The 15075-nt window shown below is 49.0% G+C and carries 6 protein-coding genes; all 6 read right to left on the bottom strand.

Annotated elements, in window-relative coordinates; genetic code table 11:
• Positions 1 to 33 precede the first annotated feature (33 nt).
• The 6 genes from U5R06_15700 to U5R06_15675 all read right to left on the bottom strand — a co-directional run bounded on the left by U5R06_15700 (position 34) and on the right by U5R06_15675 (position 15068).
• Positions 34 to 444, bottom strand: coding sequence for a heavy-metal-associated domain-containing protein (locus U5R06_15700; protein MDZ7724203.1), 411 nt, complete (start codon positions 442 to 444; stop codon positions 34 to 36).
• Positions 445 to 603: 159 nt separating this feature from the next.
• The gene (locus tag U5R06_15695; GenBank protein ID MDZ7724202.1) at positions 604 to 1383 is read right to left on the bottom strand and encodes a hypothetical protein; all 780 of its coding nucleotides are present in this window, start codon (positions 1381 to 1383) and stop codon (positions 604 to 606) included.
• A gap of 50 nt (positions 1384 to 1433) precedes the next feature.
• Positions 1434 to 3395 (bottom strand): hypothetical protein, encoded by a 1962-nt coding sequence (locus U5R06_15690; GenBank protein MDZ7724201.1) that lies wholly within the window; start codon positions 3393 to 3395, stop codon positions 1434 to 1436.
• 24 nt (positions 3396 to 3419) lie between these two features.
• Positions 3420 to 3866: a hypothetical protein gene (locus tag U5R06_15685; GenBank protein MDZ7724200.1), complete on the bottom strand. Its 447-nt coding sequence runs from the start codon at positions 3864 to 3866 to the stop codon at positions 3420 to 3422.
• A complete protein-coding gene (locus tag U5R06_15680; protein MDZ7724199.1) occupies positions 3856 to 11118 on the bottom strand; it encodes a hypothetical protein in 7263 nt (2420 codons plus the stop codon). The genes U5R06_15685 and U5R06_15680 overlap by 11 nt, the downstream gene beginning before the upstream one ends.
• 134 nt (positions 11119 to 11252) lie before the next feature.
• The gene (locus tag U5R06_15675) at positions 11253 to 15068 is read right to left on the bottom strand and encodes a hypothetical protein (GenBank protein MDZ7724198.1); all 3816 of its coding nucleotides are present in this window, start codon (positions 15066 to 15068) and stop codon (positions 11253 to 11255) included.
• Between the last annotated feature and the right edge of the window lie 7 nt (positions 15069 to 15075).

Here is a 15075-nt window from a genome sequence, read left to right as displayed (position 1 = left end):
AGCCTTTTTTTATACATTACTATAAGGAGTGTTTTATCCTTCCGAGTCCTTTTCAACCTGACAGCATTTCGGCAGATTGGCGTGCGCCTGTTCGTTGCGCTCCACATCATTGGCGTCATAACCGGCTTTTGCAATCGCCTGTTCCACCTGATTCAAAGATGCTTTGCTTTTGTCAAAATGCACATGGGCCACGTTTTTCTCAGCATCGACTTTGACCATACTGACGCCTTTAACGCCTTTCACGGCTTTGCTGATGGTCGCTTCGCACATGCCGCACTGGGCGGTCGGCACGCTGACGGCTTCACAGGCCACATCTTCCGCAACCTCACAGGCCTGTGCTTTCATGTCGCCTGTTTTTTCCGCTTTGCTGCCGCAGCAGTCATCGCCCGCATAAGCAAATGCAGCAAAAACCAGCACCATTGAAAATAAAAATACAGTTCTCATAGCGTTCTCCTTTTTCATTCGATTAACAAGCATACCTGATTCAACTGTTTAGTCGTTGGTACAGGACTATTCTTACAAAAAAAATGAGGAAAATATTTCATCAATTATTGTTCTGCAGGGGGGATTGAATTGTTCAACTCTGTGTTCAGCGGCGAACGTCTATTGGTCTGACAGCTCTCTGACTTTATTTCTGCCCAGTTTGTTCCAGACGAGTATCAGGTGTTTTTTCAGCGGTTCAAGGTCCTTGTGGGCCCGGTACAGCTGCTGCCATCTCTCTGCCAGTTTTTCAAGTTGGTCTGTCTTTTCAGCCATGTTGATCGCAGAGCGGTAGGATGCTTCCCGGGACAGGTCGAGTTCAACAAGCCGCATATAAACCCGAAAGGCATTGTTATAGCGTCCTGTGTTTTCGTAAACCTGTGCCAGTCCGTTTTGTCCGTTAATATCCCGGGGCTCTATTGACAGCAATTTGAGATAACTTGATTCCGCCTGTGTGTACATCCTTTTTTCTGCATAATGCTCCGACAAGAGTTCAAGAAGGAGCGGATGATTCGGGTATTTGTTCAGCAGCTGATCAAGCTGTTTCTCAAAAGAATAGTCCGGATTCGGGATCCATGTGTTGATCACCTCTCCCAGTATAAAATTTAATTTTTCAATTCTGTTTGAATATTTCAAGACTTTTTCCGAATTCAGGTCAATAGCGCCTGTGGCTTGTATCGATGCATAGAGAGCCTGTTCATTTTCTATAATCTCTGCAATGATACATTCCAGCGCGGCTGACTGCAAAAGCAGGGCCTGACTCGTATCACGGTTCTGTTTATAGTGTTCGAGACGTTCAAAAATGGAATAGGCATCTGTTTTTGTTTGCGATTGTGCAAATCCGTTGACTGCTGTCAGGAGCAACAAGACTGCAAGTATCTGTTGTATACAATTTAATTTCATAAAAATTCCGGTGTTGTGCATTCTATTGCTGCATTGTTCAAAGGCCCGGTTCACTCCTGTGCACGTGTCGGCCTGCTAACTTTGCTTTCATTGCCCGATGTATCGGCTGCTTTGACGCAATACCAGGATTCATTGGTTCCCTGCTGATCCGTATATCTCAATGTTTCAGGAGACAGCGTGGCGATTTCTGTAAACCGGCCGGTCGGCAGTGTTGAACGATAAATCTTGTAGGCCTTGAGATCAAAATCCACGACTCGTTCCCAGGACAGCTGTATGCCGGTTTCGGTCTTTTGCGCGTTCACATATTGCACCGGCGGCGGAGGACTGTAATCGCGAAATGTGACTGTTTCTGAAACTGCAGGCTGACTGCGGTTTCCGGCTGTATCCACCGCCACAATCTGGTAGAAATAAGTTTTGCCTTTGGACAGTTGATCGTCCCGCAACGCTCTTTTCGATGCCGGGTAAAATCCGATAGAATCGAGCTGCGCATCGGTTCCCCGGTAAGCGATGTATCCTTTAACGTCCAGAGACGGGGAGCTGTTCCACTGCAGGGTCAGGGCGGTTCCCGCATCGTTTTTCAGCAGCATACTGCCCGGACGCGCAGGCGCTTCGTGGTCCGGTATGCTGATCCATACCCAGGCCGGTTCGCCCGGATGCCATAGGGTGTCCAGAGCAATGACGGAATAGCAATAGCGCTGGCCGGGGACGAAACGATGCTGCCCGTCACCTTTATCAACGAAAAAGTTGTCCTGAATCGGATCAGGAGTCAAAAAAACCTGAAAGTGCCGGTTTTGTTGTCGGCCGCGTGCAACCTGATAGCCGTGCACATCCGCATCAGCCGGGGCGCGCCAGGTTAAAGTTACCGCAGAATTTTCCAGTTTGGCCTGTAGCTCCAGCGGAGGTCCGGGCGGGGTTCTGTCTGTCGGAAATGCGGATATTCGATTCGAGTGTTGGCTCTCATTGCCGGCGGTATCCACCGCTGTGACGGCATAATAATACTGTTGACCAATGATGCAGGTTGAATCAATATAATGCGGCTGATCATACGAAATGCCGGATGTATTGAGCCGGATAGAATCTTTTTCAACGTTTCTCCAGCGATAGATATGATACGCGCGGGTATCGAGTTCCGGACTCATATTCCAAACCAGTTCCACGCTGTTTTCAAATATCAGGGTGGTCAGACCGCGCGGCGGCGCCGGCGCGATCAGGTCTTTAATCAGGATAGTTGTCGGCTTTGAGGGCTTGCTTTCCAGTCCGGAGGCATCGACGGCTGTCATTTTATAGGTATAATATACACCCGCTTCAACCCCGCTGTCTGTATAGTGATAGATATTGTTATCCAGGCGTAAAAGTATTTTGTCATCAAGCCGCTGGTACGGCATGTCTCCGGTTTGTCGGTAGAGATAAAACTGAACCGCCATATCCTTGTCACCGGGCTGCCATCGGGGATAGTCCCATTCGATGATCACAGATCGCCGTTTCTGCTGAATGTGCACCGTTTGCGGAGGACGCGGCTGTCTGTCCGAGATGGTGACTTTTTTTTCAATGGTTTGGACGGTCTCTTTATCCTGTTTGATGTGAATTCTGAAATTGAAAGTTTCGCCGGATTCATACCCTCCTGCCTTGTAAAACCTGCCCAAAGCAGTCCCCACCTGATGATACAGCATGGTATAAACCATACTTGCAAATCGGTCCGTGCGGAATCGCAGCAGCATTTCTTGGGGAGAATTCAAACCCAGAGAACTGCGGATCATATGATAATCATCGCCCAGCATGTCTGCAAACACAACCGGATTCAGTACAGGTTCTATCGGCGTATCAAAGATGTTCGTGTAGCTGTCATCCCGGCTGCTCTTGCGCTCAATCGTGAATCCCTGACCGATTTTCGGATTTTCTTTCAGGAAAAAGTAAACCGTATCCTGTTTGACGCTGATATAGCAGTCCTGTTTATTTTGTGCATACAATTGAGAAAAAGTCAATAACATACATATCAAAAAAATAGCTTTCATGCGGTTATCCCTTTGCACTAATGATCATTGCTCTTGAACGACCTCAACATTGAGTAATTTCAAATCAGAGCCCAGAACGAATTTCAGCGTATACGTGCCTGATTTTTTATCCCGATATCGATCCGCGCTTTTAAATTCAGCATAATAATCCCAGCCAATCGGCATTAATTTTGTCAAGTGGCACTCTATGACCGGATTCGGTGAATTCTCATTGTAAACAATTGACCAATACCAGGTAGGATAGCTGTACCTGCCATCCTCAGTGACAATGATAGAGTGCCGGGATCCGTGATAAGCAGCAAGAATCAGATGGCCTGTTTTGCTGTCAATCGATGTGTTTTCAACTTCAAATCTGAGAATGTTTGTATTGCCCTCCGCAGGCTGATAGAGTCCCAGTAACCGGACAACCGGTGTCGGAGGCTGCGGATAAAAAAACTGTTCACAGATATCGGTGACGCCGTTAGAGTGCACGGCTTTGAGTGCGACAAAACATTTCTCCGGCAGGCCCAGGGTCGGCTGCTGGAGGATCGAAGTTCCGGCCTGTCTGCACCTGATCCGGGGTAAAGTCCATGGTTTCAGACGCGGGAAACGGCCGTACATCATACTGGCCGGATGCGCTGCCCACCGCAAACTGATATCCTTTGAGTTCCGGATCACCGTTAAAACCGGTGGAGACAATCGGCAAACTCAGGGACTGATCATCTTGCTGTCGGATCTCGACAAACATCGGTTCGCAGGGAACGGTCAACTGCTTTTGATAGACTCCGGATTTCCGATTGTTTTTCAGGTACCAGCTGGATAAATGATAATACTCGCCCACCTGAACGTCACTTAGACTGAACGAGGCATTGTAATAGCCGCCTGTACCGAGACTGAATTGCCCTTTGAGGATATCATCACCTCCGGGAAAAGAGCCCAGAGCAAAATGCAGGGTCAGTTGACCGCCGAACAGGTAACTATTCTCAAATTTGCCCTGAAATTTCAGCTGATCATCCCGGGCAATAAAAGCTGTCACCGGAATCGGAGGATACGGCATATAACCTATTTGATGGGTTGATGTTTCACCTGTCGTGCTGATGGCTTTCAGAATAACCAGTACAAGCTTTTGCAGCGGCAATTCGGACATGTGCACGGGCAGCTCGAGATTCTCGCCGAAAATGACCTGCTGCGGCGTAAAGTCAAATTCCGACAAGCTGGCCGGGAACGGCCGGATGGGCGTTTTGGTCTCGTCATTGATAAAGACAGCAAACTGATAGCCGGCAACATTTACATCCGGGGCAAATCCGCTGCTCAGCATGTGGATCATCAAATTATCCTGTTCATTCTTTGCCACCTGGTCAAACATCAGCGGCGGCGGAACGCTGAGTACGGTATCGAAAGAGGCGGATTTTTGACCGGCGGCGGTTACATTCCTGGCTGATAAATACAATTCTTGATAGTCGCCTACGTCTTCCGGAAGGTTGAAAATATTGTATCCTTGTTTGCCGTAACTGACGGCATTGTAAAGAGATTTTTCAGAAATATCATTGCTGCCTTTTTCGCTGCCGATAAAGACCTTGATACTTGAATTCTTTTGCATGATGGCGTCCGTCCAATATCCCTGCAGCCGGAGTACATAATCCTTCGAGAGCGAATGACGGGTAATGCTGCCGTTAATCCGGGGCAGGGGAGGAACAGGCGTATAGCGCACCTCATTTATGGCAACATTGCCGTCTGCACTGTACGCTTTCAGCTTGACCCGTAGGGTCGGAGCCATATCTTTTGCCAGGACCGGAAGCTGCAGCTGTTCTCCGGCCTGAATCTGGTCATTGCTGAAATCAGCCTGCAGCGGGTCCAGGGGAAAGGCTCTGGCGACGGTCTGATTTTCGCGAAAGCTGTTTTGGATTTCAAATTGATAAGAAGCGGGTGTTCTGCCGTTAAACGCAGGCGAGGAAATCGGTATAACCAGATAACCTTGTTCGTTTTGCGTCACCTCGGTGAACATGGGGGGATCCGGCGTCATGAGAAAAACAGAGACAGAATCTGATCTTTCCCGGTGATTGTTAAGCATTCGGGAAACAGATCGTGCAGTGACGTAGATCGGACTGCTGAAGGTTAAACTGTCCGGCAATCGAATACTGTTTTCCAGTGCATTTCTGTAACCGGGACCGAACATATAGCTGACACTTTCAATATCACTGCCGTTCAGAGTTGTACCGAGTTTCAGGTTCACTGAAAAATCCGCCGGATGCTGATCTGTATTGATTGCGAATTTCAATATCGTGTAAGGGTCTGATCCCGGTATGGACATGTGTTGTAAGGATGCATTCAATTCCGGTTTGTCGGGCGGGAAACCGATAAAATCAACATCACTGCCGCCTCGAGCGCCTGAATAATTGACACCGGCCAGATAGACGCCGACCCACATACCGCGCACATTCAGAGAATCATGGTTGAGAGGTATAGTCAGTTTTTTTCCGGGATAGACAGAATCAGCCGGAAAATCAACCTGCAATGCGTTCCGGGGGAAACGCCGTATGCTGCGTTGATTATTGTTATAATTCACAAGTCTGTACTGATATCCTGCAATACCGCTTTCCGGATCTCGGGCAGGGGAGACAATATTCAGAAGGATATTGCCGTTTTCATCTTTTCCGGCAATGTCGAATGACGGCGCCAGGGGCGGTGTCTCGTCCTCCTGCCGGGGTAGATCCACGGTTTTTACAGGGCCGAATCCGTTATCCGTTGCTGCATGCAGATTGCGTGCGCGCAGGGCGAGTTTTGTATCCGCTTTATAGGGAAACACCCCGAGATCAATATGAACAGCATCGCCTGTTTTATAAGCATGATGATCATATTGGGGCAGAGCATACCCATCGATCGTCTGCCAGGAAACGCTGTCCGGATTCTGGTTTTCATAGTACAGTTTATACTGATAGGCGGCCAGAGTATCGATACGAACATACAAACCGGGACGGCTGTTTTCATCCGAGAACCAGTCCCGGGCCTGTTTTCCCTGGAATACGACCCGGTTTTCGCCGGAGGGTCGGATGATTTGCATTTGAATATCATCCGGAAAATGCGGTGCGGTCTGGTTAATATACAACGGCGGTGATTCTCTGGTGCAGCGAACGGTTCCTTCGGCATCATAGCCGGCAACTTTGACAATATAAGGGGATGACGTGTTGGCATTCAGACGCAAATCGCGTATTGTGGCCTCGCTCAAAGTGCCGGTGCTGGTCCAGTTGACAACCGGATTCCCGGGTGAATTCTGCTGGTAAACCTGATAGCGATATTCAGCAAAGGGGCTGGGACCTTTGCTCGTGTTTACATCCCAATCCACATGAATTTGTGAACCGGAATTTTTAAAAACATTCACTCCCTTGCCGGCATAATTATCAGGAAAATTGACCGATGCAATAACATAGTCATCACTGGTATAGGGAGTGGTCTTCCTGATAGAAGAGGAAGACTGATTGATACTCTTTTCAAGATCAATATCCACCACTTGTCCTGCCACCTCGTAACCGGCTTTATTGCGCACCCGGGTGCGGACATTAACCTGTTTTTGAACGGGAGGCCAGGTGACAGGCAGGAAAAAATCAAGACTGAACTGATTCAGATCTCCGATCGATTGAAACTGATTCGTGCCGCCTTTTGCAATGCTGAATGCATATTCCGAGATTTCCTCGGATCCGGTCCAGCTAAAATCAGCCGAGATAGGAGTATAACGTTTTTGCGGATCGGTAATATCGGCTGAAAAACCCGATAAATCGGTTAAACTGAATTCATCACTGAGCGCGTCCATCCTGTTTTTCAGCTCTTCAGATGAAACAGGTGCGGATGTTGCATAGGTCTTTTCATAGGCCTTGACTTCATCGATCAGGGTATCATAAAAATTGTATAGATTCTCGGAAATTTCTGCATATTTATTCCAGATGCCGTCTGTTTGCAGGGTAAAATCACGATGGATTTCATTTCTGGCCCAAAACGCCTGATCATAGGCCGGCACCATGGCGTTGTATAAAGAATCCATTTTAGTCAGGGTAAAGTCATAGAATAAAAAAGGAACGATGCTGTAAAAGGCGGTCGCCAGCTCTTCAGAAGCCAGCCAGGAGTCTATGCTTCCGGGATCAATATTGATCGAACCGCCTGCAAGCGCCTTCAGAGCGTCGTATCGACGTTTAACCGCTTCATTAATGAATTGCTGGTTGTTATCTCCGATGGCGGGGTTCCAGCGGCTGAATCTGAACACATTATTGAATTCATTGATATTTTGATAATACAGGTTATCACACCGGTCTTTTCTGGTCAGATAAAAATCATGAAATTCACTCATTTTTTCCAGCAAGGCTGTTCCCATAATATCGGCTTTCAGCAGCGATGCAATGAATTCACCCTGGATATCGCTTATTTTACTGCCCGGTCCGAATCCCGCATACAGCTGTGTCCGGAGTCGTTCCATGGTTTCCAGTTTATCCAGTACGTTTATCAACCAGGTGTCAAAACTCTGCTGAAGCTTTGCAGTATTTTCCTGATTGTCCTTCGTTCTGGCCCGGTCCACGCTAAAGTCCGGGATGCCGCCCTCCGACATGCTCAATTGCAGGGGATTTTCAATCGGTGAACCTTCTATATCTGAAAAAGCAAGTAAACTATCCAGAGCAAAGCTGTTCTGTTGAATTTGGGTTCCAAGTGATTCATACATACCCTGATACTCGGCCACTTTACCGGCAAGGGCCGTGTTCATATTTTCCACTGCCTCGGTGTACTCGTCGAGGGCTGCGTTGAGTTCTTCGAGTTTGTCGGGATTAAACGCCTGAATTAGTTCATTTTTGTAATTGACAAAAACAGTTTTACAGGATTGCACATAGGTTTTATCTTCTCCGCTTACATATGTCATATAATAATCCAGACTGTTTATCACCGCATTTGCATCCTCTTTCAGATCATTCCAGTAAAAATCAGCCTGTCCGGACCGCAATGTACTGATAATATTTTTAATATCATGCGGGGAGAGCTGGGTAAATGCATTGCGTTTGCTCTCAGCAATGTCATCCTGGATGGTATCCACCTGACCCATAATTCGGTCTGAAACTTCGCTGGCCTGTGCAATGATTTCCTGCATTCGGGAATCGCCGCCGATTCCGCCGTCAATATCACCGTCGCGCCATTCCACCCAGACGCATTTGCTCCACTCTAAATCCAGGAACCAGGCGGTTAATTCGGCATATCCGTAAATATAAAAATCCGGTTCTCCGACCAGCGCGGCGCCCAGTTCACCGCGTACCCCGGCAAAGGCTTCGGAAATACAGGTCGCCTGCACCCAGGCCTGGCCGTAACCGCCCCATTCTGTGGGCGCTTCCCAGACATACCAGAGCGAGACTCCCATGCCGATTTCAACTTTTACGACCACCGCGTCAAAGGAATAGGACATTCCGGCATTAACCAGAAATCCGGGCGGACCAATAAAAAATTCAAAATTTGTTTCAAAGGCATTGACAAAATTTGCCTGGATGGAGCCATGCAGCGCCCAGTTGTTTTTGAGAACAAAGAATTCGACCTGACCTTCAGTCGCACCTGGCGTAGGCATGCTGATCAGGTCCACTCCGGTTTGATCTTTTGCATTCATTCCAATGGTGATGTTGCCGGCAGCATACGGCCAGTCACTGAAATCCTGGGGTATGCCGGCTTCGATAAATCCGGATCCTCCCAGTTCACAGTATTTTTTAAATTCTTCATTGCCGAGGACGTTAACTTTGAGATCAAGCCGCACTTTATCAGTCGCCAGGGTAAACAGCACCTGAGCTTCCATAATGGCTTGTTCCGGTATAGATATACTGCCATAGGCATAGATCTCCAGAAATGTCATAATCTCGGCATAGTTGCTTTTATATTCGTTATAGGCGTCAAAGAAAGAATCGTCTGCCGTATCGTTTTCAAAGCCGAGATGCGATCTCACCAGTTCCTCAACCCGTGAATCCGCATTAAAGAAAATACCCAGCCCCGCGCCCTCGATGGTGATCGGAAGCGGAGCCAGCGTGATGTTCAGTCCGGATTTAACGCCCAGAAACAAACCGAATCCGGGCGACATAAATGTGCTTCCTCCCAGAGTGGTGCTTTTGTAACTGATTTCACCCACGGCAGCGAATCCTATATCAGACACATCCAGGTGACCGCCGATGAGAAACTGGAAATCCACTTCGTCCAGACCGACATCGAGGACAAGATCCAGGCTGCCGTCGATCATGTCTGAATAGGAAAAATGCGCATTTTTGATCAGGGTGTAAAACCGGTCTGTGGATTTGAATACAAGCAGTGAATCGATACCGCCGTCAAATCCGTACAGTTCGCTGCTGATGCTGCCGCCGAACACCAGGTAAAAGCCATTGTGGTTGACGGTGGTGTTCTCCAGCGATGCTTCATTATTGTCAAATTTGATATCATATGTGGCCAGGTTGCGCAAATCAAACCCGAATGCCAGTCTGCTCACCTGGACATTGACGCCGCTGATATCAATATTAACGTTGACGACCTGACCGAATTCAAATGTCCCCTCTTTGAGCAGGAAATCTTTGAATTCACCGCCGCCGCCCTGATCTTGCTGAGCAGAGGGGAGGTTTAAAGAAAAATTTCCACCCAATGAAATGGCAAATACCGAATCTTTCTGCACGGATATATTGTTCATTTCCAGGTTAAGCAAATCGGCGAGGGTAATGACGGAGACGCTTGTCTCATTGATGAGCCAGTTGTCCTGACTGCCGTCCGTTTCCGGAAAACTGAGCGATCCCATGATGGGGATTTTGATATCATCTTCAAAAGCGGTCGGCCAGTAGCTGTTGATGTCGATATCGATATGGCCGGAAGCTTCTTTGTTGGATGGACCGTTAAAGCTCAGATTCACATCTGCGAGTTTGCACACCACATTCAGCGGCGCCATGCCCAGAGAAATGCCCGCATCCGCGGGGGATTCTCCCGTGAGAATGTTGATCGATTTTGCCGCCAGTTTATTGCCCTGAGGGTCAAGCCAATTTCCTTCCGTATCAATGCGAATCGTATACAGACTGCCCAGGTTGTCAAACGGCCTGAAAGCGGTAAACATCCCGTATACGTATAAATTGCTGTTGCGTATACGTAGAGAATCAAGCGACAACGACTCTTCAATGAGGTCTACGGGATTGACGGTCAGGTTTGCATTGGCCAGCGCACAATCCGTGGTGACCGTGAGATCGGAAAAGCCGATATCTTTGCCGAACAAAAGCATACTTCCCTTGAGGTGCAGCTCAAGCAGGTCGGGAGAGGGGATGTTGAATGATATCCCGTTTACCGTAATATCTGTTCCGAACAAAGAGAGGACCTGCTCATTGCCGGAGGCCAGATTGATATCCGGAATACTGACGCTGTCCGGGTCGATGCATAGCTGGTTCAGGGTGAGATCAAATCCCTCAGACAGACGCGGCAGAGAAAGGATCCCCTGCAGAATCGTCAATTCAAAAATATTGCGGGTGAGCGGAGCCGAGACGTGCATACTTTGTGAACCATTGGACAGAACACGGAACTCACCGCATCCCAGGGGCAGGGTTTCCTGACTCAGCAGGGATGCGTCCAGATGAAATTGAGCGCTGTCTGTACTCAGATCAGCGGTAAACGGAATCGCTTTGGAGGCGGAGCCGTCATGATTTGCAAATAAACGGCTGTAAATATTTCCGGAAAATAAAACAGAATCCGTCTCTGACGCAACATTCACACGCAGCCCGTCAAGGCTGACGCTTAAATTTTCACCGATTTCAACAAGGGCAGGCGGTTTATTGGGATCAATTTGGCGTGTATCAAAGGATTCGAATCCGATTTGGACTCAGGGCGATACTTTCAGCCTGGAGGTCAGCATGCTTGCAGAGCTTTGGGCAGGATCGGCTGCAGGTCCGCGGACATTTGAAAATCGCCGTCACCCTCCGCATCATCAAAATAAAGTCCGGTTACGTTCAAAGGCAGTCCGGCTTTTATCAGTGATAGCACACTGCCGCTGTTTTCCGTAACGGACAGCGAGCCGCTCACGGGTCGCAGGGTTGAGGCATTGACAATTAGGTCCAGAGCTGTTTCCAGCATGGGGATCGAACCGGAATCAAAGGACAATGCAGGCAGGAAAAGTTTGACCGTTGTGCCTTGCGCCGTGTACAGTCTGATATTTTCACCCTGTTGTTCGGTTTGAATCAGGCGATTTCCTTCGGAATCCTGCAGAAGCGCATAGGCAATGGAAGAATCGGGCAGCGGCAGCCGGGTCAATAATGAATCTCCTGAAAAATACTGTCCGGTCCAGAATCCGGTGCTGTCCAGATAGGCGACGTTGGCATTGTCTGCGTAAAAATCAACGCGTCCGGATGCGACGTTTGGTTCATAAAATCCGATTGCAAAATTGCTTGAAAAGCGGGCGTCCAGGTTGGAATAGGTCTGATTGTTGAGATTCACAGACGCATCTGCCTTGCCGGAGGCTGTGAGCGTGCCGTTTTTAATCATAACGGACGGCAGCGGCAGTAAAAGGCTGTTTGCAGCCCCTGCTGCATCGGGGCTCACGGCGCGCCACAGCATATTCTGCGTATTTCCGGTCAAATTGCTGATCTGCAGTGCAAAGCTATCATCAAAGGTAATCGTACCGGATGTTAATTGCAAATCAGGAAGACTGAATGTCACATTGTCGCTGTACTGCAGGGATACCGGCGCGTTGTCCAGCACAAGCTCGCCTGTTGCGTTGTTCAGCTGCAGTCCGGCCGGATTCACCGCTGCGCCGTTGATGCAGCGCAGCTGCAAGGTGGGAGTTGAGGTAAATGCCGGGACGTCTATGATAAACGGGTTATTGATCAGAAACTGTCCGTCAGTGATTTGTTGGCTGATGAGATCGAATGTACCGCTGCCGTTTGCCGAGATGTTCGAGGCGCCGGAGAGCGGCAGATTAATACGGCCGTCCAGATTGAGCCGGGCGCTCTGTTCGCCTTGTTCTTTGCTAAGCAAGAGTTCAGCCGTTTGAATGGCAATGTCAAGCTGCTGCCAGGGCAGAAGATGTGCGGGAGTAAACGCCGGAGATTGACCTGTAAATAGCCCCCGGCTGCTCATTTTTATCCAGAGGTCATCAAAATTGACGGTTTGCGTTCCTCCTGCGGTGGATGCGGGCAGAATGCAGTCTGATAAAACGGAAAAATCAATTTGCGGAATTCCTGATTCTTGATTGAATTCGCCTTTGATACGTTCGATCAGCAGTCCCGGTTTGTTATTGGAAAACGGCGCTGTGATGGGGGATTGAAATGTACGCGGCTCTACGTTTCCGATAAAGCACCGTTGCTTGAAACCGGCATTGAGGACGGTGAGGGGATTGTTGTTAATTTCCCGTTCGAGGTCGCTTAGACGTGAATTCAGGCTGAGTTTGGTCAGAAAGTCAAACCGGAATCCCCAGTCGCCGGTATTCTCACTCGATGCATCAAACCAGTCAAAGGTAAATTCCCGGATGCGGAATGCAAAGGGTTTGATTTGTACATCCTGATAGGCAAAGAATTGATCAAACCCGAGATCAGGGATGGACGTTTGCGGAAAATTGAATCCTTCGGGCGTCAGGTGCACAGAGGAAATGCGCGGAAGGTTCAGTTGAGGATAGATGTCTGTGAAAGACAGATTGACATCAAATGCAAAATCAAACTCCCAGCGCTGTTCCGGGACCGACCAGGTGAACGTATGGCTGATGAATTGATGCAGGGTTAAATGGACCGCGCCGACAGGAAGAGTGATGCCGTTCGGATCAGGCGTATTGCCGGTGTAGGATATCTGCAAATTTTCACCGCTCATGTGCATGTCAACCGGTATCGAGCGTTCATTGAGCTGCGGCAGTGCCGGCAAAAATGTCAGGCTGCCGGAGATATCCAGGCTGCTTTGATGCAGGTCTGACAAGAGAGAGCTGTTGATTTCACCGCCCAGAGACTGCACGAGATAGACCAGTCTTGCGGAGTTTTGCATCAGAGGAATTTGCTGCACGAGCTGCTGGTGGGGCAATGCGCCGGTGATAACGCCTGCGGACGATAAATTGACAGTTACGGGACTGGATAGAAACAGGGTGTTGAACAAACTGGGGACTGCTCCGAGAGAGAATGACTGACTTGCGGGGTCGTATTCGATGGTCCGCAGTGCAATGGGTACACCCTGCTCAGCAAGGTTAAAATCTGATTCAACGGCTGGATGAATCGAGGCAGCGATGCTGCCCGTCAGGATTTCATGCGTATAGCGGTCGAACGTGACATTGACGCTTGCGCCGGTTTGCGGCGCTTCCGCTGCGTCTCCCCTCAGACAGTTAAATACCAGAGGTGTGGTTCCCGGAGATATAGACGTCACAGTGATCTCGGATGAATCCTCAGACAATGAGAATTGGACAAGGGGGGTGTCATTGTTTTTGAGCTGTAGAAATGCAATGTCTTCGGTCGGCAGCGTCAATTTTTCCGGCAGCAATTGCGTTTCAACCAGCACCGGTGATGTTTCGGCGACTGTAAACGCTCTCACCTCACTTTTGCCCTCATGGGCGGTGACAGGCTGGCCATACGGGTCGAGCGCTGTGAACTGCCAGGCGTAGTTTTTTCCCGTTTCCAACTCGGGAGCATCAGGCGGATATTGCAATACAGGTTCGGTAAGCGTGGCCGCATTGATGAAATGCGGCGGATTGGCGGCCATCGCCTGTTCCGGAGTTTGTCCGGCGGTCATCTCGTTGATCTGGACGGTATAATAAACCGGTGTGGCAGGATCAACCCGCGGTTGAATGCATTCAAAGGTCGGTTGATTGGAGGTCAAAAGCGCATGATCGGCAGGAGACAACAATTCAAGGGTGGGGAGCGGACCTTCAAAGGACGCCGGTGTGGTAAATACGCCGATCACACTCTTACCCTCATTTTTCGTCGCGGGTTTGCCGCTTAGATCAACGGCCTGCACCTGCCAGGCGTAGGATTTTCCCGCTTCCAAAGGCAAGCCGTCCAGGGGGTATTCAAAATCCGAGGTGAATACATTGTAATTTTCATAATGCGGATAATTGCTTTCCAGCGCCTGGTTGGGTAATTGTCCGGCCATGATCTCTACAATTCTAAAGACATAGACCATTTGTCTGCCGTACGGTGTTTGCGGCGGGATCCATTGAAAAACCGGATATGGCATAAAAATTTCCTGATACTCGATCGGGTAAATCAGTTCCGGCGGCTCGGGGTGGACAATGCTGGTATACGCACAGGTTTGCGGTACAAGTTCATTGCCCCATAAATTACGGATGCTGATACAGGTTTCGTAATCGCCTTCCGGAAACATGCCGGTGCGGTTGATCTGCTCTTTGACTGTGGAATTAATAAAAGTGACGGTCCAGTTTATATAATCGGTTGTGTTCAGAAACACAGGCTGCCCCGGCTGTACCAGCAAGCGCTGTGAAGCGGCCCGGAGCAGGGTCCCGTTTGTGTTGCTGAGCTCAAGATCCACGATGATGACATCCTGTTCTCCGGAATTATTCTGGATTTCCAGAATAGCCAGGGTGGGGTCATTTTGCCAGTCGCTCAGGTAAGGACTGGCAAACGGATCCAGGGTGACCGAGGCGTTCCAGTCCTGGGCCCAGAGTGTTTGAGAGAATAAACACAGAAAACAGAGGAACGATATGAGAACGGTTTGTTTCTTTGTTATCTGATTCATAGTTTAC

It is taken from the genome of candidate division KSB1 bacterium (assembly GCA_034521575.1).
Taxonomy (GTDB): domain Bacteria; phylum Zhuqueibacterota; class Zhuqueibacteria; order Residuimicrobiales; family Krinioviventaceae; genus JAXHMJ01.
The sequence above is the reverse complement of the archived record's forward strand: the minus strand, read 5'-3'. Positions and strand labels throughout refer to the sequence as shown.

Coding starts and splice junctions, on each gene's coding strand:
- U5R06_15700 (MDZ7724203.1), bottom strand. CDS start 444: ATGAGAACTGTATTTTTATTTTCAATGGTGCTGGTTTTTGCTGCATTT.
- U5R06_15695 (MDZ7724202.1), bottom strand. CDS start 1,383: ATGAAATTAAATTGTATACAACAGATACTTGCAGTCTTGTTGCTCCTG.
- U5R06_15690 (MDZ7724201.1), bottom strand. CDS start 3,395: ATGAAAGCTATTTTTTTGATATGTATGTTATTGACTTTTTCTCAATTG.
- U5R06_15675 (MDZ7724198.1), bottom strand. CDS start 15,068: ATGAATCAGATAACAAAGAAACAAACCGTTCTCATATCGTTCCTCTGT.